Source organism: Prevotella corporis DSM 18810 = JCM 8529 (assembly GCF_000430525.1).
Taxonomy (GTDB): Bacteria; Bacteroidota; Bacteroidia; order Bacteroidales; family Bacteroidaceae; genus Prevotella; species Prevotella corporis.
In genome coordinates this window covers 34,799-59,546 of sequence record NZ_AUME01000009.1, presented here as the reverse complement: position 1 = coordinate 59,546, position 24,748 = coordinate 34,799, and the positions used below count along the sequence as shown (strand labels likewise).

Annotated in this window: 18 protein-coding genes; 2 read left to right on the top strand and 16 right to left on the bottom strand. The window is 51.2% G+C overall.

The features are described from left to right. Positions 1-431: 431 nt before the first annotated feature. From H515_RS0102915 to H515_RS0102890, 6 genes are read right to left on the bottom strand one after another with little or no spacing between them, the layout of a single operon-like run. Positions 432-6,248, bottom strand: coding sequence for an N-6 DNA methylase (locus H515_RS0102915; protein WP_004291462.1), 5,817 nt, complete (start codon positions 6,246-6,248; stop codon positions 432-434). After that, the gene (locus H515_RS0102910; protein ID WP_004291461.1) at positions 6,238-6,825 is read right to left on the bottom strand and encodes a DUF1896 domain-containing protein; all 588 of its coding nucleotides are present in this window, start codon (positions 6,823-6,825) and stop codon (positions 6,238-6,240) included. The genes H515_RS0102915 and H515_RS0102910 overlap by 11 nt, the downstream gene beginning before the upstream one ends. Before the next feature lie 27 nt (positions 6,826-6,852). After that, positions 6,853-8,940 (bottom strand): type IA DNA topoisomerase, encoded by a 2,088-nt coding sequence (gene topB / locus H515_RS0102905; protein ID WP_004291456.1) that lies wholly within the window; start codon positions 8,938-8,940, stop codon positions 6,853-6,855. Between the two features lie 60 nt (positions 8,941-9,000). Continuing rightward, a complete protein-coding gene (locus tag H515_RS0102900; protein ID WP_004291455.1) occupies positions 9,001-10,572 on the bottom strand; it encodes a DUF3945 domain-containing protein in 1,572 nt (523 codons plus the stop codon). 20 nt (positions 10,573-10,592) lie between these two features. Then, positions 10,593-10,943 carry a helix-turn-helix domain-containing protein gene (locus H515_RS0102895; protein ID WP_004291454.1) on the bottom strand — a complete coding sequence of 117 codons (351 nt, stop codon included), beginning with the start codon at positions 10,941-10,943 and terminating at the stop codon, positions 10,593-10,595. 3 nt (positions 10,944-10,946) lie between these two features. After that, on the bottom strand, positions 10,947-11,372 hold the full coding sequence (locus tag H515_RS0102890; protein WP_004291432.1) for a helix-turn-helix domain-containing protein: 426 nt from the start codon (positions 11,370-11,372) through the stop codon (positions 10,947-10,949). Positions 11,373-11,510: 138 nt separating this feature from the next. Between H515_RS0102890 and H515_RS0102885 the strand changes: the two genes are divergently transcribed. Further along, a complete protein-coding gene (locus tag H515_RS0102885; protein WP_004291426.1) occupies positions 11,511-11,810 on the top strand; it encodes a helix-turn-helix domain-containing protein in 300 nt (99 codons plus the stop codon). Between the two features lie 31 nt (positions 11,811-11,841). Continuing rightward, complete coding sequence (locus tag H515_RS0102880) at positions 11,842-12,147, top strand: helix-turn-helix domain-containing protein (protein ID WP_004291424.1); 306 nt, start codon at positions 11,842-11,844, stop codon at positions 12,145-12,147. Between the two features lie 77 nt (positions 12,148-12,224). Here the strand turns inward: H515_RS0102880 and H515_RS0102875 are convergent, their stop codons facing one another. The 10 genes from H515_RS0102875 to ftcD form a co-directional block, all read right to left on the bottom strand. Then, complete coding sequence (locus H515_RS0102875) at positions 12,225-12,587, bottom strand: hypothetical protein (RefSeq protein WP_004291423.1); 363 nt, start codon at positions 12,585-12,587, stop codon at positions 12,225-12,227. An 11-nt stretch (positions 12,588-12,598) separates the two neighbouring features. Continuing rightward, positions 12,599-13,834, bottom strand: coding sequence for a site-specific integrase (locus H515_RS0102870; protein ID WP_004291422.1), 1,236 nt, complete (start codon positions 13,832-13,834; stop codon positions 12,599-12,601). 383 nt (positions 13,835-14,217) lie between these two features. Next, positions 14,218-15,192, bottom strand: coding sequence for an endonuclease/exonuclease/phosphatase family protein (locus tag H515_RS0102865; RefSeq protein ID WP_025875371.1), 975 nt, complete (start codon positions 15,190-15,192; stop codon positions 14,218-14,220). A gap of 85 nt (positions 15,193-15,277) precedes the next feature. Next, the gene (locus H515_RS0102860) at positions 15,278-15,511 is read right to left on the bottom strand and encodes a hypothetical protein (protein WP_028901569.1); all 234 of its coding nucleotides are present in this window, start codon (positions 15,509-15,511) and stop codon (positions 15,278-15,280) included. A gap of 81 nt (positions 15,512-15,592) precedes the next feature. After that, positions 15,593-16,657 carry a bifunctional 3-deoxy-7-phosphoheptulonate synthase/chorismate mutase type II gene (locus H515_RS0102855; RefSeq protein ID WP_025875375.1) on the bottom strand — a complete coding sequence of 355 codons (1,065 nt, stop codon included), beginning with the start codon at positions 16,655-16,657 and terminating at the stop codon, positions 15,593-15,595. Positions 16,658-16,744: 87 nt separating this feature from the next. Then, positions 16,745-17,617 (bottom strand): tetratricopeptide repeat protein, encoded by an 873-nt coding sequence (locus H515_RS0102850; RefSeq protein ID WP_025875377.1) that lies wholly within the window; start codon positions 17,615-17,617, stop codon positions 16,745-16,747. Positions 17,618-17,943: 326 nt separating this feature from the next. Then, the gene (hutI, locus tag H515_RS0102845) at positions 17,944-19,188 is read right to left on the bottom strand and encodes an imidazolonepropionase (RefSeq protein ID WP_028901568.1); all 1,245 of its coding nucleotides are present in this window, start codon (positions 19,186-19,188) and stop codon (positions 17,944-17,946) included. Positions 19,189-19,280: 92 nt separating this feature from the next. Further along, a complete protein-coding gene (gene hutH / locus H515_RS0102840) occupies positions 19,281-20,756 on the bottom strand; it encodes a histidine ammonia-lyase (protein ID WP_025875379.1) in 1,476 nt (491 codons plus the stop codon). Between the two features lie 228 nt (positions 20,757-20,984). After that, positions 20,985-22,979 carry a urocanate hydratase gene (locus H515_RS0102835; RefSeq protein WP_025875382.1) on the bottom strand — a complete coding sequence of 665 codons (1,995 nt, stop codon included), beginning with the start codon at positions 22,977-22,979 and terminating at the stop codon, positions 20,985-20,987. 22 nt (positions 22,980-23,001) lie between these two features. Continuing rightward, positions 23,002-24,705 carry a glutamate formimidoyltransferase gene (gene ftcD, locus H515_RS0102830; RefSeq protein WP_028901567.1) on the bottom strand — a complete coding sequence of 568 codons (1,704 nt, stop codon included), beginning with the start codon at positions 24,703-24,705 and terminating at the stop codon, positions 23,002-23,004. Between the last annotated feature and the right edge of the window lie 43 nt (positions 24,706-24,748).

The window sequence follows — 24,748 nt, the reverse complement described above, 5'->3', positions numbered from 1 at the left end:
GGCAAGTACAAATAAGTAGAAATGTTTGAACAACACCGTTTTAGGAAGTTGAAAAATCAAGTTTCTCTCTCGGTATAGCGTTTATTTTGGCCAATATCTTCTTTAGTTTAGCATTTGTGTATTTCCCATTCGTGTTCTATTTAGCTCCTTATTATGAGTATGTAGCAAGTTACTTATCAAATTCAGCCTCTTTGAGGGTCAAATATGGTTTTGCAAATGGTGACTGACAAGACATAAACAAGGTCAGCAGGAATTTTTTACATAAATGGACATGAATGTATATAACCTAAAATAAGAATAAATTTTAATAAGGGCTGCCCAAAAAGAAAAAAATGCAGTTGCCATCCTATAGATACTTGCAGAAAGGATAAAATTTACTTTTAGACCTTTTGGGATAGCCCTTATTAATACTTCAGATAAAATTCCTTAGGTTATATTTTCAATCCTTTGGACCGGGTTTCCTCCTTGGCATACAGTCCCGGACGCCCGATTATGACATGGTTGGCAACGATACTATCCGCCGGACTGCGTATCTGCGGCGGTGCATTTTCGGGATATTGCGCCTGCCTGTTCCTCACATCTTCCGCTTCCGGCTTGAGCTGTTGCCCTTCATTCTCCTTTTCTGCGACTTCGGGCGTGGGTGGCGCAAGCTCCAGCTGAATTTTTCGGTCAAGGGCGGCAAGTTCGGACTTCAACTGCTTCAGCTCGTCCTCCTTCTTCCACACCTTACCCGCTATCTCCTGTAACTGCGGTATCTCCATCTCCAGCACCTCGTTCTTCGCCTTGTACTGGTCGATGATGGAGGGTATCCTCTCCATCGCGTTGAGGAAGTTGCGGGCGGCGGCCAACGGGTCAGCCATCGCCAGATGCCCGTTGTTGTAGGTGTACTTGTAGTTCCCCTCGACCACGAAGCGGTTGTCGGTGAACTCCAATCCCTCTTTGAGTATCCTTTCGCTCACCACCTTTATCGGAAAACCGTAAAGTTCACCGACCTGCGTGTACAACCCTCCGGTCGTGGCATTCTTGGCTATCTCCTGCAAACGCTTTCCGATGACCTTCTCATCGGCGGAATCCACTCCGTCCACCTTTATTATATTAAGGCGGTTGCCCTCCTTGTCGGTCTGCACCACCGACAGGAAGCGGTTCCAGTCCTCCGTCATGGCATCTATGAAAGCCGTGTTGTTGCGCAACTCGCCGGTCTTTGACTCCAGCTTGAACTCCGAATCACGCTTGCCCTTGTTGAACGACTTGCGTTCCCCTTCGAGCGATGCGATCCGCTTTTCCAGTTTCGCCTTGTCCAACAGGTCGGTATTGCCGGAGAGCAACGCCATGTATTCCGAGAAATTCATGCCCGATTTTTCGTCCATTGCCCCCTCGTCGATGGTACGCGCACCCATCGCACCGCTTTTGAGCTGGCTTATGAAAGTCTGCTTGCAGTGCAGGAGGTTGAACTTGTAGCTGTCCAGTGACTTCTCCACCGCGTAGATGATTACATCCACGTTGTTCCCGGCGAAATGTTTGGCAATCTCATTACCTGCCCTAACTCCGCGTCCGTCACGCTGTTGCAAGTCGGACGGTCGCCACGGCGTATCGAGATGATGGATAGCCACACACCGTTTCTGGGCGTTCACACCCGTTCCGAGCATAGAGGTAGAGCCGAACAGCACACGCACCGTCCCGGCGTTCATGGCGTCTATCACCGCCTTCCGCGCCTTGTCGGTCTTGCACTCCTGAATGAAGCGCACCTCGCTTGGCGGTATACCGTAGTCCTCCGTCAGTTTGCGCTTGATTTCCGAATAGACGTTCCACCCGTCGCCCGGCTGGTATGTCCCCAAATCAGAGAAAACGAACTGCGTGCCTTTCTGGGCGTCGTATTTTTGATAATACTCCGCGATCATCTTGGCACAGTGACTCGCTTTGTTGTCGGGATGATCTTCGTAATTCGGGTCTATCATGCGCATGTCGAGTGCCATTTTCCGGGCATAGTCCGTGGCGATGAGCATCTTCGCCTTTTCTTCCGTTTCCGAAAGCGGCAGCCTGCCCAACAAGGTGGCATCGCCCGTCTTGGCGAACTGCATCAGTTTCTGTATGAAGTCCTCCTGTTCCGGCGTGGGCGGTATATGGTGCAGTATCTCGTTCTTGGCAGGACGGTCAACGCCCACATCCTCCGCCGTGCGGTAGTCCGTGATTTCATTATAGAAGGCGGCAAGCTCCGGCACTTTGATGAAGTAGCGGAAACGCTCCTTCTGGACCACATTGTTCGTCACGTTAAATTCAAAATCCGTCGTCTTCTTGGCAAATATCGCCGCCCAAGCGTCGAAACACCTTATGTCCTGCCGTTCCAGCTCCTTCGGGCGCAGGTACTTGAACAGCAGGTACAATTCAGTCAGTGAGTTGCTGATAGTCGTGCCGGAGAGGAAGGTCGCACCCAAGTCTTTTCCTGTGCGCTCCTGTATGGTGCGTATGGCAAAGAGCATGTTAAGTGCCTTCTGGCTTCCCTCGCTGTTTCCCAATCCCGCCACACGGTCGTGGCGCGTGTTGAAAGTCAGATTCTTGAACTGGTGGCTCTCATCTATGAAGATGTGGTCGATGCCCATCTGCTTGAAATCCACCACGTCGTCCGTGCGTGACTTTATGGCGTGTTCCACCTTCTCCAGCTTCGCTTCAAGGTTGTGCTTGCGCTTCTCCAATCCTTTCAGCATCGCCCGCGACACGTTCTTTCCCTGCTGCCGTAGCACTTCGAGGTTTTCCTCCACCGTGTCAAGCTCTGCTTGCAGGATGCGCTGCTGCAATTCCGGCGACTGCGGTATCTTGCCGAACTGGTCGTGCGACATGATGACGCAATCGTAGTCGTTGTTCTTTATATTATTGAAGAAGCGCACACGGTTGGCGGTCGAAAAGTCCTTCTCCGAAGCGTACAGAATACGTGCGTTGGGATATGCCGCCTGATAGGTGGCTGCAATCTCCGCAACGTTGGCTTTCAGCCCGATAATCATCGGCTTGTGTGCCAAATTCAGACGCTTCATCTCATGCGCGGCGATGCACATTATCAGCGTCTTACCGGTTCCCACCTCGTGGTCGCAAATTCCGCCGCCGTTCTGTTTCAACATCCAGACGCAATCCATCTGTGAGGGATAGACGCTCTTGATACCCCGGCTTGCCAGCCCTTTCAGGTTGAGGTCGGGAAAGGTCTGATGGGAGCCGTCGTAGCGCGGGCGCACGAAACAGTTGAACTTGCGGTTATACATCGTCACAAGCCGCTCCTTGAACTGCGGCGACTGCTCTTCGAGCCATTCGGAGAAGCCGTTTCGTATCTCGTCAATCTTGGCGTTGGCGAGTTGTATTCCCTCGCTGTCGCGCATCTTGATGTCGTTGCCATGCTCGTCCTTGCCGATGGACTTCATCATGTCAGGGCAGGTGTTGTGCAGGGCGTGTTTTAGGAGGTGCATACCGTCATAGTTCCGGTAATACCCCTTCACCAGAAACTCGTCCGTGATTTTCATGGTGCGGTAGCCGCACACCACCGAAAACTCGTCCATGCTTGCGGAATAGGCGATTTTCACCTCCGTGTCGAACAGCCGGCTCATGTAGGCGGCATAGACACCCGTCGGAATCCAGCGTTCCCCGAAATTGAAGTCCAGATCCTCGAAGGCGATGCGCTGCGGCTCGGCATCTTTCAGAGCCTCCAACGCCTGCTTCACCTCCGGCATACGCTCATTTTCGGGATTGTCACCCATCCATGCCTCTATGCGTTCCGCTTTCTCTATGACATTTCCGGCGATGAAACGGTCTTTGATTTCGTAACCGGTCACGAGCGGATTGTAGTAGATGCGCCCTTGCAGGGCAGTGAGCAAATCCTCCGCCGTGCTGTCGGTTATCTCCCGCATATAGTCGAGATTGACCGTACCATATTTGTTGAGCGACGCAGACAGGGCTTCTTCGGGAGAGCCTACGTTGGCATGGCTCTCCACCGCGAAGGAAACAGGATGCTCGAAGATGTCCGCCTTGACGAACTTTCCGTTTTCCATCCGTTCCAGCGAAAGGATGTCGCGCCCGCCCGCATCCATCATCACTAACTTCACGTTCTGCTTGGCGTTGAGGTTGCCGTAGCGCATGACAAACTCATCGTAACAGGTATTCAGATGCTCTCGCCACGGAACATTTGCCTCGCGCCGGAGCGATTCATAACGGTACAGACGCTCGTAGGCGTCACGCAGCGACACATACAACAACGCCTTTTCCTTCTGGTATCCTTTCAGGTCGAGCGGCTGGAATGTCGCCCCGTATGGCGTGATGTCTTTCAGGTAGCCGATGTTATGACGCCCCCGGTCAGCCACCAGCGACCCTTCGCGCAGGTGCATCTCCGGCGTGCGGTGGTAGGCACGCGGAGAAAGGTCCACGACTTCCTCCTTCGGCTTTTCCGCTTCGATGTCGGGGAAAAGGAAAGTCCCCACCGCTTCCGATGGGGTATCTGTAACGGCAGGTGCGGCGACTGCCTCCGGCTGTGTTTCCTCCTGTCGTGGCTGCTCACGGGAAGTTTCCGGCACGGCTTTCACTTCCGTCTTTTCCGCCACTTGTTTCTCGTTATGCTGCCTTGCCAGTTCCCGAAGTTCTTTCCTACGCTCCGGCGTCAAACCCATCATCATTTCATAGAAACCGTTGATGGGAGGATTGGTATCCCAGTCCAGTGTGGCATAGATGTCGTCCGGGTCGGCAGGCTTGGCGGTGTTCTCCGCTTTCACCTCCTTATTCTCCATTGCGGGTTTTGCAGTTGGAGCTGTCGGTGTAACCGTGACTTTCGGTTTGGGCGGAGTGGACTTTGCCGTAACTGCCTTTTTCACCGTCTTTTTCTTTTTGGAGGTTTTCGGTTGGCTGACCTCTTCCGTCATCCCCCAGAGGTCAAGCAGGGTGAGCTGCACGCCTGCGGAATATTGCGGGCGCGGTTCTATCTCCGGCTTTTCATCTGCGGGTTGCGGCTTTTCTGTCGGAGTTTCCACCGTCTGCGCCGAGGATACTGTTTCCAATTTTATGGCAGGACGCTCTACTTTATTTTGAACGGCAACTTTTTCTTCCGTTCCTGCCTGCCGGATTGAACCCGAATACAAGCGCATGGCAAGCCTGTAATGGAAATCCTCGTCGAGCATACGGCGCAAATCCCCGGCGATGCCTGCTGCCTTGCCCTCGTGCAGATAAACCATAGCGGGCTTCCCGTAGGGGTCTGTGTCAAGTTTCGCCATCGTATGCACGATGCGTTCCGGGTGGTGGATGAAATAGGCGTTGTCGGTCAGGGCGGTTTTCGTGTCCGTCTGTATCACGGTCATCAGCCGCTCGTCCTGCGACATTTCCTTCTTGCTGAGGTTCTTTTGCAGGACAATCAGGTCACTGCCCACCTCCGTGCCCGCGTTGTCCGTGAACAGGTTGTTGGGCAGGCGTATCGCGGATACCAGATTGGCCTGACTGAACAGCTCGTTACGCACGGAGGTCTTGGTGCTATTCAATACCCCTTGCGAGGTGATGAACGCCACGATACCGCCGTCACGCACGGCATCCAGTCCTTTGAGAAAGAAATAGTTGTGGATGGTTTTCTGGGCGGAGCGTCTGCCGAAAGAGTCGCTCCGCTGAAACTCCGCGTCGAACACGGCAATGTCACCGAACGGAATGTTGGACACCGCCAAGTCGAAATAATTGTTGAACGGTCTTTCGATTTTCTCAAAACCGCAGGTGCGCATTTTCTGGTCGGGATAGAGATGCCTCAAGATTGTACCCGTGAGCAGATCCTTCTCGAAAGCCATCACATCCGCATTGGGGCTGTGCCGCAGCATGGAATCCACGAACACGCCGACACCTGCCGACGGTTCGAGCATACGGGCGGGGCGGACGCTGTAATCTGCCAGCACGTCCGCGATGGTGTCGGTTATCTCTTTGGGGGTGTAGAAAGCGGTCAGCACGGACGCTTTCAGCGAATCCACAAACCGCTTGTACTCTGTTTCGTCCTTGCTGTTCTCACGGATAAGCCTGTGCAGCTCCACCGTCGGGGCGAACAGTTCGAGGTCGGATTTCGCCCACCGGACGGCATCCGTCAGTTCCTTTGCAGGGTTGAGGATACATTTCAGACCGCCGAAACCGCAGTACCTTTGAAGTATGGCACGCTCTTCGGTTGTCGCTGTCCTATTTTCCCTGTCAAGGATGAATGCCGTCCGTATCGCCTCGATGTTGTCCCGCAGTTTCTGTTTGCGGTTAAACGCCATATTCGTCTAAGTAAAGGACGGTTGCTCCCGTCAGCTCCGTGTAGAGCAGGTCGTAATCGGAAGACAGGGCGAAATTGTCATCCGAGAGGTCATAGACGGAGAACACGTTGCCGACAAGCGGCAGCAGTTTCAGGACAAAGGCTTCACGCTTCTCTTCCGGCACTTCATCGGCAAACTCGTTTTCCACGACTTCGCGGAGGATGGCGTAACGGGAATAATGCAGCCCGCGCAGCAGCGTGTCCATCGCCAGTTCCTGCGCACCATCGGCGGGATAGCCTTCAAGCCGTGCCCTCTCATACGTTTCGGCGGCACGGTCGGCCCGTTCCCGTATGAAAGCGGTGTCGTCAGCCTGTTCAAACTTGTTCGTGCGGAGATAGTCCAGCAGGTACAGACCGTAATAGGAAAAGTCGGTCTGACCCTCGTTTTTCTTCTTGTTGTTCATTACTTTGGATTTAGCGGATTGATAATTAACGGGATAATCGGTTGGAAAAAGGAAGAAAAAGGCACTCGGTATCCCTCCGAGTGCCACCACTAAATCCAAAGTATGAGTGTAATCCGGTATCGAAGAACAATTCATTACTCTGAACAAGTGGCAAAGTTAATACTATTTCTTCCGTCCTGAAAATTTCTTGTCCTTTTTAGCCTCCGGGAACACAAAAGTCGTGTTATATTCCCCGTCAAAGGCGACAACAGCATCGAAACTCTTGCCCTGTTTGCTCTTGAACCCTTTGAGCAGCTTGGTATGCCCTTCGGTGAGCAGGTCTTTGATTTCATCGTCGGACAGGGTGCGTCCCGCTTTCAGCCGGAACACGGGCAGTCCGCACTCCGTGTTGTCGCAGCGTACCACCTTGCCGTAGAACCGCATCCTGCCCGTGCCACACTTGGGACACGCGCAGCCGGAGTCACGGCTGCCGAAGAGCTTGTCGCACGAGATCAGTTCGGAGGTTATCTCACGTGTGTACGCCTCTATCTCCTTGCGGAAGGTGTCGTCGGACAGTTCCCCGCGCTCGATACGCGCCAGCTCCTTTTCCCATTCGCCCGTCATGGCAACATCGGCGATGCGCATCGTCTTGACGACGGAATTGAGGGCAAGTCCTTTTTCGGTGGGAACAAGCGACTTCTTGCAGCGTTCCATGTAACCGCGCTTGAAAAGCGTTTCGATGATGGAGGCGCGTGTGGCGGGAGTACCGATGCCACAGTCCTTCATCGCCTGCCGCAGTGCGTCGTCCTCAATTTCCTTGCCCGCCGTTTCCATTGCCGAGAGCAGGGTGGCTTCGGTATGCAGCGGCTTGGGTTTGGTCTTTCCTTCGGTAATGGACGAGCCTTTCGGTGTCAGCGTGTCGCCTTCCTGCCAGCCGGGGATGGTAATTTCCTCTTTTTCCTCGCCATAGACGGCACGCCATCCGGTTTGCTTCACGACGCTGCCTTTTACGGTAAACTCCACTCCGGCACATTCCGCCGTGACAGTGGTCACATCCTTGACGCATTTCTCAGAGAATGCCTCGACCATGCGCCCGGCAATCATCTGATAGATGGTATTGTCCTCTTTGGAGAGGAAGAGCGGTTTCTCACCCGTGACGAGCAGGGCATGGTGGTCTGTCACCTTGCCGTCGTCCACGCTGCGGCGTGTCGGGGCGGCTTTTGCCCGCACCTTGTCTTTCCATTCGGGCTGTGTGCCGATGAAAGCGAGCAGTTTGGGAATTTCGGCAAACACGTCTTCGGGGATGTAGCGGCTTCCCGTTCTCGGATAGGTTATCAACTTCTTTTCGTAGAGTTTCTGCGCGATTTCAAGCGTCTGTTCCGCCGTGAAGCCGTGCTTGGCGTTGGCTTCTTTCTGGAGCGTGGTCAGGTCGTAGAGCAAGGGAGTTTCCTCCGTCTTCTCCTTGCGCTCGGCTTTCGTGACAGTGGCGCAACCTGCCGCCTTTACCTTATTATATAGTTCCATCGCCGGTTCTTTCTCTTTCCATTTCTCGGAGGATGAGAATTTCACGACTTCGCCGTCGCAACCGTCCGTTGCGATATGGAGCTGCCAGAATGCTTCGGACGTAAAGCGGCGGTTCTCCCAGTAGCGTTCACATACCATAGCCAACGTTGGTGTCTGCACCCGCCCCACGGAATACGTGCCGTGTCCGGCGGCGATGGATAACGCCTGTGTGCCGTTGATGCCCACGAGCCAGTCGGATTCGCTCCGCGCTTTGGCGGCGAGGTAGAGGTTGTCGTATTTGCTGCCGTCTTCGAGTTTCCGCAGTCCCTCGCGGATAGCTTTGTCGGTGAGAGAGCTGATCCACAGGCGCACGAAAGGAGTGGTGCAACCCGTATAGTGGTAGAGGTAGCGGAAGATAAGCTCTCCCTCGCGTCCGGCATCGGTCGCCACGATGATATGTTCGCTTGTGTCGAACAGTCTTTTGATGACTTTTATCTGCGACACCACGCCGCTGTCGGGCTTGTAACCTTTCTCCGTCCTGACCTGACGGGGGACGAGCGTGAATGTGTCGGGAATAATCGGGAGGTTGTCACGGACAAATCCGCGCACGCCGTAGCCGTCGGGCATGGCAAGCTGAACGAGGTGTCCGAATGCCCATGTCACGGCATAACCGCCTCCCTCGAAATATCCTTCCTCTCTCTTTGTCGCGCCCACGATGCGGGCGATTTCACGTGCCACGGAGGGCTTTTCTGCAATGATTGTCTTCATGTCTTCTTCTTTTTTGTTGATACTTTGGATTTTATTTTGGATTCAGTGGCGGACACGGGATTACATTTTCATGCCCTTGCCCGTTTTCTTCTGCGGCTTCTCCTGCTGCTGTTGCTGGCGGGCGTCCTTCGGGTTGGTCTGACCTTTCTGCAACGGCTCTCTCAGATTCTTTGTAGCCTCGTTGGTCTTGCCATCGTTGTTCACCGCCACCTGCGTGCGGCTCTCGTTGGACGGAGCAACCTGCTGTGCATTGTCAGGGTTCGTGTCGTAGCGGTACGGGCGTCCCTTCTCCGGGTTGAACTTGATATACATCGTGGCATGGAAGCCCTGCTTGTCGGTCACGTTCTCCAGCTTCACGGCTTTACCCGCCACATAGTCGGCTTTCTGCTGGTCGGTGAAGCTCACGCCGCTCCATTTGCTGATGGGGCGGATGCTGCCGTCCTCGTTCGTCCACGTGTTGCGGCGTTGCTCCTTCTTGGTCTGTGCGGCATTTTCCCCGCCCTGCGCCTGACTTTTCGATGTGTCGCCTTTGGTTTCCTGTGTCTGTGCGGTACGGGGCGACTTGCCGGTTCCCGGCACGAACTCCACGCCGCGCTGCTCCACGTTCACTTGCAGGGTGGTGACGAACTTTCTGCCGTCGTTGCGCTCGATGAGCTTGTCGCGTACGGGCAGTCCGGCGCGGAGCATGTCCCGCTCCTGCGTGGTGATTTCCGTCTTGCCGATGCGCTCCGGGATGCGCACCCTGCTTGCCGGAATGTCCGTGATTTCATTCGTCTTGCGGTCGATGCTGATGTAGGAGGGGATGATCTCGCCCGTTTCCCTGTCCACAATGTCCACGACCCTACCGAGATTGCCCGTTTCGCGGAGGTTCTTCCGGTCATTGTCGGAGAATTTGTGTTCCTTGTACTCATCCAGCTTCTGCTCCTTGCGGATGAAGTGCGGCACGAGGCTGATGTTTCCCTCACCGTCCTTCTTGAAGGAGAGGCGGGCGTCCAGCTCGAATGATTCGCCGCCGAAGGTCGGTTTGACCTTTACCAAGTCGGACTTGCCATAGTTGAGCATCTTCGTAAGGTCGCCGGACTTTTCAAGGTTGTCCCGCTTTACGCCCCATCTGTCCTCCAGCTCCTGCCAGTTGATTTTACTCTCGTCGATGGGCTGGTAGCCACGTTTGCCCTGCATCTGTTCGGATTTGTCCTGTTGCTGTTCTTTCCGTTGTTCCATGTTCTCCTGTTTTTGAGGTTCTTGTTTCTCTGTCTGTTGTGCTGCCATCTCTTCCTGCACCTTCTTCTCATAGTCGGAGGTGTCCACCTTGTGAGGGGCGAGCAGCTCCTTGTTCGCTTCGGGGTCTTTCAGCAGTTGCTTCATCACCTCTAAGAGATTTTCAGCTTGGTCTGCCGCAATGCGGTAGAAACCGAAGCGGCTGGGTTCCTTGCACTGCCGGAAGAAGTTCTTGAAGAAGTTGTCCAGCACGTCGCCATGTCGGTCGAATTGCAGGAAACTCTGCGCGTTCTCCGCTTTTGCGGGGGTGCGCTTGGGTGTGCCGTCCGCGTTCAGCCCGGCTACCACGCTGATCTCGCCTGTCTTCTCGTCACGGACTACCAGCACGTCCTTTTCGTCTTTTTTCTTTGCCATCTGAAAAATGTTTTAATGGGTTATTTATGAAAGAAATTATGGATACGAGCCTTGTAGAAGGCTATATCTTCCTTTTTGAAGTCCTTGATATGGTTGGAAAGGAATGTCAGCACGTCCTCCTCGCTGTAATAGGTCTTCTTGCCCAGCGTCTTGTAGGGCAATGCGCCTACGCTGCGGTAGCGTTGGAGGGTGCGTTTGCTTATCTGGAGCAACATGCACAAATCCTGATTGTCGAAAAGGCGGATGCTTTCCGTGATAGTGGGCTGTTTCCCCTCAGCCTTCATCGCCAGCAGCAGTTCGTCCTGACGGTCGAGCCGTTCCATCAGCTTCTGCATCCAGCCCTCGAAGTTGTTTCGTGTGAGCAGTTCCATGACCTATGTCCTCCTTCCTTTTGGTTTGCCGCCCGTGCGCAGCGTGTGGTTGTGGAACAGGGTGTCTATTGTCCCTTCCTCGTTCCTTACTGTGTTGTCCTCCAATAGCCGCAGTATCTCGGAAAGGCGGTAGCGGCAGCTTCCGCGTACCACCACATACTCGATACGGTGGTCGGTGCGCATACGCTGCATGGTGCGCTTGCTCACGTTGAGCATCTTCGCCGCCTGTGCCGTGTCAAGCAGCTTGTCTTCGGTTTCCCGCTTCCGTTTCTTCTCGTCCCTTGCCTCGCGGATGTACCCTGCGATGTTCGCAATCTGCGCCATCATCTCCTTGTAGGCGGAACTTTCCATTGTTATCACTTTCATGTTCAGTCCTTTCTTTTTGTTTCTGCGACAAAATTCGGCAATAAACAAAAGGGGCTTTAACAACTCACTACGTGACTCACGTAAGATTTTTGCGGAAGATGGCTCCGTAACCCGGTCAAACGGCGCAACAGGCAGCCTTTCAGCGGAAAACGATACGTCTTGTATGCCGTTTCGTTACCTTTGCGGCAAACTCTAAATGACATGAATATGGAAATAGTATCTATCGAGAAAAAGACTTTCGAGATGATGGTGGCGGCATTCGGCGCACTCTCGGAGAAGGTCGCCGCCCTGAGGCGCAAAAGCGACACGGGGCGCATGGAAAGATGGCTCACGGGCGAGGAGGTCTGCGGGCAGTTGAGAATAAGCCCGCGCACGTTGCAGACGCTGCGTGACAGGCGGCTTATCGGCTACTCGCAGATAAACCGCAGGTTCTATTACAAGCCAGAGGAGGTGAAGCGGCTGATACCGCTTGTCGGCACGCTCTATCCGCACGGCAGATGATTTGATTTATTCACCCACTGAATCCGAAGTTATGATGAACGAGAACAACGATGTTTTTACGATGGAAGACGAGCCGATAGCCTCTGTGGTGCAGGATATGCGCAAAGGCTCGAAATGGCTGTCCGCATTTCTGGAAAGCTACCGTCCTCCGCTGGACGGGGAACGTTACCTGACGGACGGCGAGGTGTCGGAACTGCTCCGTGTGAGCCGGCGCACCTTGCAGGAATACCGCAACAACCGCGTGTTGCCCTTCATACTTTTGGGAGGGAAGGTGCTTTACCCGGAAACGGGGCTGCGCGGGGTACTGGAAGCGAACTACCGCAAGCCGCTGGAGTGAGGCGGTTTCATGAAAAAGTAAACGGGTGACACCTTTTGTGGTGCTACCCGTTTACTTGTCTTATGGGGTATGTGCAATCAGCAATACCCGGCTTTTCCGTTCTGTATGAACATCACGTATGTCTGCCGTTTCTCTTGTGAGAGTGCCTTTCCCACCAGCCATGTGCGGAACAGGTGGGTGTTGTAGGTATTCACCCTGAAAGCGACCGGGATGATGATTTCAAGGGCGTACACGTCCGCGTGCAGCCCGTTTTCAAGCTGCATGTAGCGGCACACCTCGTAGTCGTTCAGCACGTCCGACTTGCGGACGGCTCTGATGGCGGCGTTCACTGCCGGGACGGTCGTATGGAACAATCCGGCTATTTCGGTGGCGGTCATCCACACGTCGTTACCGGTTACGCTGACTGCCTTGTCCTCGATGATGATTGTGTCACGTTTCATGGCTTTTCTTTTTAGATGGTGCAACCTGCAAATTCCTCGACGCCGTTCAATCTTGCGGCAAGGTTCTCCATGTCCTGATTGAGCTTCTCTTTGGTTATCTTTGCGTAAATCTGCGTCGTCTTTATGCTCTTGTGTCCGAGCATGGAGCTGACCGTTTCGATGGGAACACCGTTGGAGAGGAATATCGTCGTGGCTGCCGTGTGGCGGCTCTGATGCCACGTGATATGCTTGGTGATGCCGCAACGCTTGGCGACGGCACGGATACCGGCAAGGCACGTGTTATAATGCGGAACGGGAAATATCCTGCCGTCCCCGCACAGTCCCCGGTATTTGCCGATTATGCGGTTGGCGATGTCGAGCAGGCGGATGTTGGACACCACGCCCGTTTTCTGGCGGTTGATGTTTATCCACTCGTGTTCGTCGAAGTAGGTGCGGATATTCTCTTCCGTAAGGTTGCGCATATCCGCGAACGACAGCCCCGTGAAGGCGCAGAACAGGTAGAGGTCGCGGTACAATTCCTGTTTGGCGTTTTTCAGTTTCCCCTCCATCAGCAGGCGGATCTCATCTTTGGTCAGGAAACTGCGTGTTGTTTCCTCCTTCTTGATTTCATACTCGCGGAACGGGTCGCGCGTCAGCCACTCGTTGTTGATGGCGATGAATACCATCGTCCGTAACGGGCAGACGTACAGCCACACGGTATTGGTGCAGCAGTGCTTGTCCGTGCGCAGGAACATCTCGAAGTCGGAGATGAAAGCCGGGGTAAGCTCTTTTAGGGCGATGTCCTTCACATGGTAGCGGATGTCGAGGAACTCTTGCATGTGCTTGTAAACGGTGCGGTACTTCAGCAGCGTGCCTTTGGCTTTCATGCCTGCCTCCACCTGCTTCTCGTAGTCCTCGTTGTGCTGGCGGAACACCTGCATCAGCGTGTGGTAGCGGTGTTCCAGTCCGAGAAAGGCGTTCTTCACCTTCTCCGCCGTGACGAAGTTGTCACGCTCCATGATTTCCTGATAATGCCTGTTGATGCGTACCCGCATCTTGTCAAGCATACGGTTCGTTTCGAGTGCCGCCGTGCTTCTGCCCGTGACACGTCCACCTTTGGTGTCCCACAGTTTCGGATCGACAGTCAGTTTGCAGCTGAACTGTGTCTGGCTGCCGTCCACCGTGATGCGTCCCATGACGGGAACTGTCCCGTCCTTTTTCACTACCTGACGCTTGAGGTAGTAGATTACTGAAAATGTACTCTTCATTGTCCTTAATTTTTGGGTTTCAAAATTAGTTGGTGAAGAGTCCGGTGTTGGTACGCAAAACGGGGAGGAACGGCGCAATCTTTTTCCGTAACCTGATTTTTCGCATGAGTTATGGATAACTCACTATTCCTTAGAGCCTTGTTTCGCTATTCGTACCCGTTTGTCGCATTTTCGGGTATGGTTACGAACAAGTAACGTAGCGGCGTCAGGATTTGGCTTCGGCAGGGATTGTAATGGCTTCACGGATTATCGCCACTTCAACCAAAACCCTTGTAACTCAATTCTATCACTATATCTTTCCGCATTTCACTTTTTTGTAGTAACTTTGCCAAATAAATTTACTAAAAAAGCAAAAATGGACGGTTCAGCTTTATACCGCGAATTCAAATTCTAACATCCAGCACCAACGGCAGATGGTCGCTGTAGCCCTTGTTGTAGCGCATACCGTTGTAGAACCTTCGGGGCTTCACACCGCCGTACTTCTCATCTTGTTCGATGAGAAAGTCTGCATCGTTGATACGGCAACGCAACACCTTTTTCAACAAGTTTTCGCTCAATAATATTTGGTCCAGACTCCCCCACTCTCCCCGATAGCGGTAAGTGGCTTTGGCCCCGTTTCGTCCTTTCGCCATAGCGGAGACATTGAACAGTCCGTGCGCATAGATTTTCCTCAAGGAAGCATCGTCGGCATAATCGTTGAAATCGCCCATCACGATGATTTTCGCCATCGGACAGCATTGGCGAAGAGAGTCGATAGAAGTGCATAATCGCTCGGCAACATGCATTCTGAAAGGGCGTGATGCCATTTCACCACCCGAACGGCTCGGCGCATGCACAAGGAAGATATGCAGCGTGTCACCGTTCATCACTTCACCAGCCACATGGAGGATATCTCTCGTGGGCTTCATTTCCTTGATTGGTATTACCTTGATGGTGTCGGCATGGATAAAACGGAAGGAAAAAGGCGAATAGAGCAAGGCCACATCTATTCCGCGCTCATCTGACGAGCTTGTCATAACATATTGATAGCGTACTTTGCGTAGCAGCGAACGTTCCGTCAGATATATCATCGTGCTGTCGTTCTCCACCTCGCACAATCCAATCAGGTCAGGAAGATGCCATCTGTCAGTATCCTCGCCACAGGAAATCAGTCCCTGCCCCACTTTATTCAGTTTTTCCCAATACTTCGTGCGTGTCCAATGGCGTGGAGAGTCAGGCAAGAATTCCCCGTCGTTCTTCAACGAATCGTGCCGAGCATCAAAGAGATTCTCCACGTTCCACTCCACAATTCGCAACTGTTCCTGAGCGCAAAGGCCGAGAGGCAGAAAGATGAGAAAAAGAAGAAGTAGGTCTTTCATTATTATTTAATTACAAGGACAGATTGTTGAAGGTGGAAGTCACTCAGTTTGATTCAAATTTTGGACACAGAACACTTTTTCCTGGCTACTTCTTTCTCCACAAACAAATAAACAAAAGAAGTGCAACAAGAAAGTTTACCAGAATGATTATCCCCAGTTCGTCAATTCTCTCCAAAGCATATTGGCGCATATTACTAACCGTGAGTCGATAACCTTTTATCGTCGCTACTCCAATCCTCGCCCATGTCAAGACAAAATAATCATACAGGGCCAATGCCATAAGCACGAGAGCGCCAATAATTTTCTGCCATCTTTTCATGTTTCTGTTTCCTTTTTTTATTAAACTTTGATGAATAATAGCTTGCCTCTCATGAATGTTAAAGCACCGTCCTCCCAAACCCTACTGATTAACTATAATCAGCTGTTGGCGAATACTTTCCTCGTGGATTATCTCAAAGAGATGGGCTGTGAAATCCGGATCCATGCCACAAAGGCTGGCCTGTGTTCCGAATTTCTTCAAAATTTCATTATAGCGGGCCGACTGGAGCACTGTCATGTTATGGTCTTTCTTGTAACGCCCTATTTCCCGACATAGTAGAAACCGTTGGGCTAACATATCAATAATACTGTTGTCCATTTCGTCAATCTGCGAACGCAGCTGGTGTAGTTCTTCGCTCGTTGTATGCTTGTCGCGAATCACAAGCAACGATAGAATCTCATCGAGAAAGTCAGGTGTCACCTGTTGACGGGCATCGCTCCAAGCCTCATCAGGCTTGCAATGGCTCTCAACTATCAGACCATCGAAGCCCAAATCCAATCCCTGCTGGCAAAGGGGAGCTATCAAATCGCGGCGTCCTCCTATATGACTGGGGTCACAGATGATGGGCAAATCTGGGATTCTACGGCGCAATTCTATGGGTATCTGCCACATGGGGAGATTGCGATAAATCTTCTTTTCGTAGCTCGAAAATCCTCGATGAATGGCTCCCAGCCGCTTGATGCCAGCTTGATTGAGACGCTGCAAGGCTCCTATCCACAGTTCCAAGTCGGGATTAACGGGATTTTTGACAAGTACAGGTAAATCAAGACCTTTCAAGGAGTCGGCCAACGCCTGCATGGCAAACGGGTTTGCTGAGGTTCTCGCACCCACCCAAAGGATATCCATCCCATATTTCAAAGCCAGCTTTACATGTTCGGGAGTCGCTACCTCAGTGGAGATGAGCATGCCTGTCTCCACTTTGACTCGGTTCATCCACGGCAGTGCTTTCTCTCCGTGACCTTCAAAACCTCCAGGCTTAGTGCGCGGTTTCCAAACTCCGGCACGGAACATACGGCATCCCTTTGCTGCCAGTTGTCGGGCAGTATCCATCACCTGCGATTCGCTTTCTGCAGAACAAGGTCCCGCAATAATCAGTGGATGATTCTCCTCACAAGGAAGTCCTAAAGGCTGTAAGTCTAATTTCATATCCATAGCATCAGTCGGGAAAGGCAGCGATTCGCTTCTGCCAACAGAGCGCTGTCGAAGCCTAACTCCCAACAACAAAGTCAACTATCAAAATCCATACGGGTTCATATCCTTATACTTATCGTTGATTTTCTGCTCAATATCCTCCGATGGATTGCCACCTTCGGCTTCTTTTACAGGAGACAACTCAGCTGCCTTGGCCACATCTTCTTCGGCCTTTCCAGCCTCCCCCATCTCCGCATACACCTCGCCACGTTCCTTATAGGCAACGGCCGAGAACGGATCGGCTTCTATCACCTTAGTGAAGTACTCCAAGGCCTTTTCGTTCGTCTTGCGGGCACGTTCGATACGAGCCTTCAGCAGCAACACATCCTCGTTGTTATCAGTGTGTTCGATGAGCCACAAAGCATCCTCATCAGCCTCATCGAGTTTTTCCATACGGAGAAGCGTTTCGCCTCGCAGCAGATAGGCGTCACCATACTTGTCGTTCAGCGAGATAGCCTTTGTCGTCAGAGCAACCGTATTCACATCGTCACCCTGTCCTTTGCTAGCCTGCGCATAGAGATAGTTCACCTCGGCATTGTCTTTATCAATCATCAACGCCTTCTCACATGCCAAACCCATCATGCCATAGTTCTCCATCATATAGGCAATGTTGGCCATACGAATAAGCACCTTGATATTGTCGGGCTGAGCCTCGTTGAGCAACAGCAGTTCCTCATAGGCATCGTTGAGTTGGTTTGTTGTGGCATAGGTGATGGAAAGATGATCGTGGATTTCCAAATCGTCCTGTATCTCTAACGCATGCTTGAAACATCTGATGGCATAATCATACTGTCCGGTTTTCATCGCACGGACTCCATCATACTTCAACACCTCAAAATCCTTTGCGTCGTTCTGTACTTTCGCCTCTTCTTTTGTCTCTTCCTTGCCCCCGAAGAGTTTCTGAAAAAAGTTCATGTGCTTAATTATTAATATTAAACGAAGGGATGAATGAAAAACTTCAACTCATTCCTAATTTACAATATGCAAACTTACATATTTTTTTCGATATATCAATCGATTTTCAGCACTTTCAACGTGTATTTATACTGACATACTGCGACAGTGCGATACAAGGCAAGATTACCCAAAGCATGAGTTCTGAATTGTAAATCTGCGAATTCGTACTATAAAGTATGTAACGATGCGACAACATCCACCAATAAGTATTGGCTGTTATACTTGCAGGGTATTGAAAACCCCTGTCCGAAGGTGATAATCCTCTTGCGGACAAGGGTGGTGATTCAGCCTTTGTATTCTTCTCCTTTTAGGAAGATGCGGCGGATAATGGGGGTGGTATAGGCGTAGGGTATGAAGTCGATGGAGGGGATTGGATCGGTGATGTAGAAGTTGGCGACTTTGCCCTTTGTTATCGATCCATAGTCTTCGCTTATTCCCATTGCACAGGCGGAATTCAATGTTGTTGCATTAATAGCCTCTGCTGGCATGAGACGCATCTTGATACAAGCCAATGAAACGGCAAACTTCATATCGCCCGATGGCGTAGAACCGGGATTGTAGTCGGAAGCTATCGCCAATGGCAATCCGGCTTCTATCATTTTTCTGCCAGGTGCGAATGGCATGTTCAGGAAGAACGAAGTGCCGGGCAATGCCGTGGGAATGGTTTCTGAATTCTTGAGCAACTCAATGTCGCGGTTGTCCATGGCTTCGAGATGATCCACTGACAAGGCATTACAATCCACAGCAACTTCCACTCCGCCCGAGACGGCAAGTTCCTCGCCATGAATTTTTCCTCGCAGCCCATACTTCGCTCCTGCCTGTAGCAGTCGGCGCGTCTCATCGGGAGTAAAGAAGCCCTCATCGCAGAAGACGTCAATGAAGTCGGCAAGATGTTCCTTTGCCACTGCCGGCAACATATCGCTGATGATGTGATCTACATATTCTGATTGGCGTCCGGTATAGGCTCTTCCCACAGCATGTGCACCAAGGAAGTTAGCCACTACTTTTATCGGAGCAGTCTGTTTGATGTGGCGGATTACGCGCAACATCTTCAATTCATCTTCCAGCGTCAGTCCATAGCCACTTTTAATTTCCATGGCTCCAGTGCCTTTCTTAATCACCTCGTCCACACGCTGCATTGCCTGCTTGTAAAGCTCTTCTTCGGAAAGCTCATGCAACCGGTCGGCAGAATTGAGAATACCGCCCCCACGTTTGGCAATTTCAGCATAGCTAAGTCCGCGGATCTTATCCACGAACTCACCCTCGCGACTGCCTGCGTAAACCACATGAGTATGGGAATCGCAGAACGATGGCAACACGGCGCCACCTTCTGCATCGACCACCAACACGTCGCGTCCTATCTGAGGTATATCCACACGTGGACCGTAATCAACAATACGTCCGTTTTCCACATATAGAAAAGCATGCTCGATGGTATTGAGTTTCAACATTTCCTCACCTTTCAGACAGCGTTTTCCCTCGTGTCCCACGCCGGCAAGAATACCTATGTTCGTTACTAATACTTTCATAATCCGGTAATTCAATAAAAAAGCCTTATTCCCATTTTCCCTCACAAGAGAGGAAAAGAAGGGAATGAGGCTTAGAGATTAATATAAGTTGTTTACTTTCTCAAGAAATCCACTGATTTGGCAATGTGAGGAGCCATAAACTGGTCGTTCTCAACGAAAGGCACTTCCTTGCGATAAGCCTCGAAGATGGCTTCTATAGCAGGTGATGACTTCAGCGGACGACGGAACTCAAGTGCTTGTGCTGCGTTGAAAAGCTCGATGGCGAGTACACGTTCAGTGTTCAATACGACTTGATAGAGTTTCGTGGCTGCATTGGCGCCCATGCTGACATGGTCTTCTTGACCTTGTGAGGATGGAATGCTGTCGGCGGAAGCCGGAGTACAATACATCTTGCTCTGACTCACGATGGAAGCTGCTGTGTACTGTGGAATCATGAAACCACTGTTTACACCCGGTTTGGCAACCAAGAAGCTCGGAAGGTCGCGCGTTCCGGAAACAAGTTTGTAAATTCTTCGTTCCGAGATATTGCTCAATTCGCAAAGGGCAATGGCTAAGAAGTCCATCGGCTGTGCGATAGGTTCGCCATGGAAGTTGCCTGCGGAGATGACCAAATCTTCATCCGGGCATACGGTGGGATTATCGGTAGCTGCATTCACTTCGATGTCGATGACCGACTTCACATAGCGGATGGTGTCTTTGGACGCACCGTGAACTTGTGGCATACAACGGAAAGAATATGGATCTTGCACGTTTACTTTCGGTTGCTTGATGAGTTCGCTTCCCTCGAGCAACTCGCGAATGTGCTTGGCTGTCTCTATCTGTCCCTGATGTGGGCGAACGGCATGAACAGCGTGTGTGAACGGTTCGATACGTCCGTCGTAAGCTTCGAGCGACATTGTTCCAATCTTGTCAGCCCAGTCACTCAGACGTTGTGCCTGAAGCAGACACCAAACGGCAAAGGCATTCATATTCTGCGTTCCGTTGAGCAGTGCCAAGCCTTCTTTAGATACGAGCTGGATGGGTTTCCAATTCAGTTTCTCCAACATTTCCTCACCGGTGATGACTTCACCCTTGTATTCTACTTTTCCAATACCAAGCAATGGTAGGCAGAGGTGTGCCAATGGAACGAGGTCGCCGGAAGCGCCGAGTGAGCCCTGCATGTAAACCACCGGATAGATGTCGTTGTTGAAGAAGTCGATAAGGCGCTCAACAGTCTCTACCTGACAGCCGGAATAACCATAGCTGAGCGATTGAACTTTAAGCAGCAACATGATCTTCACGATGTCATTGGGCACACGTTCGCCCACACCGCAAGCGTGCGACATCATCAGGTTCTTCTGCAAATCAGCCAAACGTTGTTTGTCGATGGATATCTTGCACAATGAACCAAAACCGGTTGTTACACCGTAAATAGGTTTGTCGGATGTTTCTATTTTCTTGTCAAGGTATTCGCGACAACGAATGATGCGCTGACGAGCGTCAGCTGACAATTCCAGTTTGATGCCTTTTTCTATTATCTCACCTATTCTCTCAACAGAGAGGTGTTCCGCACTTATTTTATGTGTCATTTTCTTTTGTTTTTATTGTTCTTCGCAAGGGATAAGAAAGCAATAACCGAGCCTGTACTTTTGCCTGTCGAGTCGTTCTATTTAATCGACCGTTGCCGTTCTACTTAATCGACCTTAGTCGTTCTATTTAATCGACCTTGGTCGTTCTATTTAATCGACTGTAGGGGTTATATTTAACGACTATTCGAGGTATCGGCATTGCTTTCTTGTCTGCGTGTTTATAATCTATTAAAAAGCTTTATCTATCACGTCGTCGTCCACAAAGTTCGGAAGCGTAACGTTCAAGCCCGGCGTGCGTTCCATCTCGCGTTTGATGGCATCGATGGAACCCTTGTTGCGAGCCCAGCTGCGACGTGTGATACCGTTGTTTACGTCCCAAAGGAGCATTTCGCGGATGTGGCGTTCTGAATCCTCGCCACCATCGATGACCATACCGAAGCCACCGTTCATCACTTCACCCCAACCTACGCCGCCACCGTTGTGGATGGATACCCATGTGGCACCACGGAAAGCATCGCCAATAACGTTCTGCACTGCCATATCGGCACAGAACTGTGAGCCATCATAGATATTGGAGGTCTCGCGGAAAGGAGAGTCGGTACCGGAAACATCGTGGTGGTCGCGACCCAATACAACGGGACGACTGATTTCACCCTTCTTTATGGCTTCGTTGAATGCCAAGGCTATCTTCGTTCTGCCCTCGCAGTCAGCGTAAAGAATACGAGCTTGTGAGCCGACAACAAGTTTGTTCTTCCCTGCCTCCTTTATCCAGTGGATGTTATCATCCAATTGACCAATGATGTCGGGAGTGACAGTCTTGCGCATTTCCTCCAACACTTCTGTGGCAATGCGGTCGGTAACTTCCAAATCCTTCGGGTCGCCAGACGAACAAACCCAGCGGAAAGGTCCAAAGCCATAATCGAAGAACATCGGACCCATGATATCCTGAACGTATGAAGGGTAACGGAACTTACCATCCTTGTCCATGATATCTGCGCCGGCGCGACTCGACTCCAAGAGGAAAGCGTTGCCGTAATCAAAGAAGTACATGCCGTTGGCAGTTAGTTTATTGATAGCTGCCACCTGACGACGCAACGACTCCTGCACCTTCTCTTTGAATTTTTCAGGTTCTTCTGCCATCATGCGTTTGCTTTCCTCAAAAGATATACCCACTGGATAGTAACCGCCTGCCCAAGGATTGTGGAGCGATGTCTGGTCGGAACCGAGATCCACACGGATGTTCTCTTCTGCCAAACGCTCCCAAAGGTCAACCACGTTACCAACGTATGCCAAAGAAACGACGCGTTTTTCCTCTACCGCCTTTCGGATTGCCGGTATCAACTCGTCAAGGTTCTCGTGCAGCTCGTCCACCCAACCTTGTTCATAACGTTTACGAGCTGCCAACGGATTGATTTCCGCCGTTACGCTCACCACACCGGCAATGTTGCCTGCCTTCGGCTGAGCTCCCGACATTCCACCCAATCCGGCGGTAACAAAGAGCTTCATGTTGTCGCCACCCACTTTGCGAGCGGCATTCAGCACGGTGATGGTAGTACCGTGAACGATGCCTTGCGGACCGATATACATATACGAGCCGGCTGTCATCTGACCATATTGGCTAACACCCAAAGCATTGTCGCGTTCCCAGTCGTCTTGTTTTGAATAATTGGGAATTACCATACCATTGGTAACCACTACGCGAGGTGCATTCTTATGTGATGGGAAAAGTCCGAGAGGATGTCCGGAGTACATTACAAGTGTCTGCTCATCGGTCATCTCACTCAAATATTTCATGACGAGACGATACTGTGCCCAGTTCTGGAACACTGCTCCATTGCCACCGTATGTGATCAATTCGTGTGGATGTTGAGCCACAGCCTTGTCGAGGTTGTTCTGAATCATCATCATGATGGCAGCAGCCTGCTCCGATTTGTGAGGATACTCATCAATAGGACGAGCATACATGTCGTAAGTCGGACGGAAACGATACATATAAATTCGTCCGTATTTATGCAATTCTTCAGCAAATTCAGGCGCCAACGTAGCATGGAACTTCTTCGGAAAATAACGCAAAGCATTGCGAAGAGCAAGTTTCTTTTCCTCAGAAGTAAGAATGTCCTTACGCTTCGGAGCGTGATTTATCGTTGTGTCGTAAGCCTGTGGTTCCGGTAGTGTGTCGGGAATACCAGCACGGATATCAGCAATAAACTGTTCTTTTGTCATTGTTCTATAGTCTTTATGTTAATTACAATTTTTCTTCTACAATCTTCATGATTTCAGCCTCTTGTTCGTTGGCTTTCTTAATCAGTTCGTTGGCCTCCCCAACGAGTTTGTCCGCAGTGGCACGATCTTTCAATCCGGCAGCATTGATCTTAACGTTCAATCCTGCACCCAAGACAGCTGCACGAGCTGCTAAAACACCCACACCGGCATCAGAGACACTGTTGGGATTGCCTTCTTCGGCCATGGCTTTGCATATCTCGAACACCTTATAAGAAGCCTTCATGGTGTGCAAAGGAACTTCCGTGGCGAACAACGTGGCAGCCTGAATGGCAGCAGAGCGAGCCGCTTTCTCTTCATCGGTTCCCTTTGGCAGTCCGAATGCCTCCATGATGCGATTAAATGCTTCTGTATCTTCATCAACAAGCATCATCAGTTCGGCTTGAACCATCTGCCCTTTATCTGCCCAATTACTGAACTCTTCCCAACGTGCATCCCAACCTGCCTTGTGGCTGGAAAGGTTTGCCACCATTGTACCGAGAGCGGCGCCAAGCGCACCCATGTAAGCAGAGATGGTACCTCCACCGGGAGCGGGAGACTCGCGCGATGTCTCATCGGCAAAGCCTTTAACGGTCAGGTCGATCAGCTTCTCCGACTTTTGTGCGTCTTCCAAAAGGAATTCTATCACTTTCTCACGAGGATTAAACTCTTTCAAATCGTCCAACCCCATAGACTTGATGGCAATCTTAATAATATCGTTTTCGGGAATACCCGTAGAGCGTTGCTGCTTCTTCAAGAAATATTTACCGGCATCGATGAGTGTGCGTTTCGGTATCAAGCCCACAATTTCCGTACCCGTAACTCGAACGCCACGATTCTGCGCACAACGACTCACCTCGTCGAATGCCACATGGAGCGGAGTAACGTTGATATCGGTAATATTCATCGATACCTGTGCGATTTCATATTCATCAATATACCAGCCAATGGCTTTGGTTCCTTTCAACGTTCCGGGAATCATAATAGTCTTGCCATTGGCATCTTTCATGGGCTTACCTACCGGTGAACCGCCTTCTCGCTGTGGACGTCCTTTTTCCCTGACATCAAAGGCTATGGCATTTGCACGACGAGTGGAAGTGGTGTTAAGATTGAAATTGGTGGCAATCAGGAAATCGCGCGCACCCACAGCCGTACAACCGCTACGAGCAACTCCTTCATCCCAAGGCCGTGCGCCAAAATCGGGCGCTTCCTTCTCAACGGTCATTCTTTCTTGCAAGCCTTCATACTCTCCCTTACGACAAATCGCGAGATTCTTGCGTTCCGGTGTTCTTGCGGCAGCCTCATAGCAATAGCAAGGAACTTTCAGCTCAGTGGCAATGCGCTCTGCCAATTTGCGCGCCAATTCTGCACATTCCTCAAGTGTAATGCCGGAAACCGGTATCAATGGGCAAACATCTGTAGCACCCATACGAGGGTGTGCACCGTGATGCTGACGCATATCAATAAGCTGAGCGGCTTTCTGAACACAACGGAAAGCAGCCTCCATCACTACATCAGGGGTACCGACGAAAGTAATAACTGTGCGGTTAGTAGCTTCACCCGGATCAACATCCAAGAGTTTCACGCCTTTCACGCGTTCTATTTCGTCCGTAACTTGTTTGATAACTTCTTTGTTGCGTCCTTCGCTAATATTTGGAACGCACTCAACAATTTGTTTTTCTTGTACCATTTTTATAATTAATAATAAATTTAGGCAATAGCTAATTCGGGGT

Excerpts from the sequence above, each read along its gene's own strand:
- H515_RS0102860 (WP_028901569.1), bottom strand. The coding sequence starts at position 15,511 with ATGAAAAGATGGCAGAAAATTATTGGCGCTCTCGTGCTTATGGCATTG.
- hutI (WP_028901568.1), bottom strand. The coding sequence starts at position 19,188 with ATGAAAGTATTAGTAACGAACATAGGTATTCTTGCCGGCGTGGGACAC.
- H515_RS0102875 (WP_004291423.1), bottom strand. The coding sequence starts at position 12,587 with ATGAAACGTGACACAATCATCATCGAGGACAAGGCAGTCAGCGTAACC.
- H515_RS0102870 (WP_004291422.1), bottom strand. The coding sequence starts at position 13,834 with ATGAAGAGTACATTTTCAGTAATCTACTACCTCAAGCGTCAGGTAGTG.
- H515_RS0102880 (WP_004291424.1), top strand. The coding sequence starts at position 11,842 with ATGATGAACGAGAACAACGATGTTTTTACGATGGAAGACGAGCCGATA.
- H515_RS0102910 (WP_004291461.1), bottom strand. The coding sequence starts at position 6,825 with ATGAATTGTTCTTCGATACCGGATTACACTCATACTTTGGATTTAGTG.
- H515_RS0102895 (WP_004291454.1), bottom strand. The coding sequence starts at position 10,943 with ATGGAACTGCTCACACGAAACAACTTCGAGGGCTGGATGCAGAAGCTG.
- topB (WP_004291456.1), bottom strand. The coding sequence starts at position 8,940 with ATGAAGACAATCATTGCAGAAAAGCCCTCCGTGGCACGTGAAATCGCC.
- H515_RS0102865 (WP_025875371.1), bottom strand. The coding sequence starts at position 15,192 with ATGAAAGACCTACTTCTTCTTTTTCTCATCTTTCTGCCTCTCGGCCTT.
- ftcD (WP_028901567.1), bottom strand. The coding sequence starts at position 24,705 with ATGGTACAAGAAAAACAAATTGTTGAGTGCGTTCCAAATATTAGCGAA.
- H515_RS0102855 (WP_025875375.1), bottom strand. The coding sequence starts at position 16,657 with ATGAAATTAGACTTACAGCCTTTAGGACTTCCTTGTGAGGAGAATCAT.
- H515_RS0102850 (WP_025875377.1), bottom strand. The coding sequence starts at position 17,617 with ATGAACTTTTTTCAGAAACTCTTCGGGGGCAAGGAAGAGACAAAAGAA.
- H515_RS0102915 (WP_004291462.1), bottom strand. The coding sequence starts at position 6,248 with ATGGCGTTTAACCGCAAACAGAAACTGCGGGACAACATCGAGGCGATA.
- hutH (WP_025875379.1), bottom strand. The coding sequence starts at position 20,756 with ATGACACATAAAATAAGTGCGGAACACCTCTCTGTTGAGAGAATAGGT.
- H515_RS0102835 (WP_025875382.1), bottom strand. The coding sequence starts at position 22,979 with ATGACAAAAGAACAGTTTATTGCTGATATCCGTGCTGGTATTCCCGAC.
- H515_RS0102900 (WP_004291455.1), bottom strand. The coding sequence starts at position 10,572 with ATGGCAAAGAAAAAAGACGAAAAGGACGTGCTGGTAGTCCGTGACGAG.
- H515_RS0102885 (WP_004291426.1), top strand. The coding sequence starts at position 11,511 with ATGAATATGGAAATAGTATCTATCGAGAAAAAGACTTTCGAGATGATG.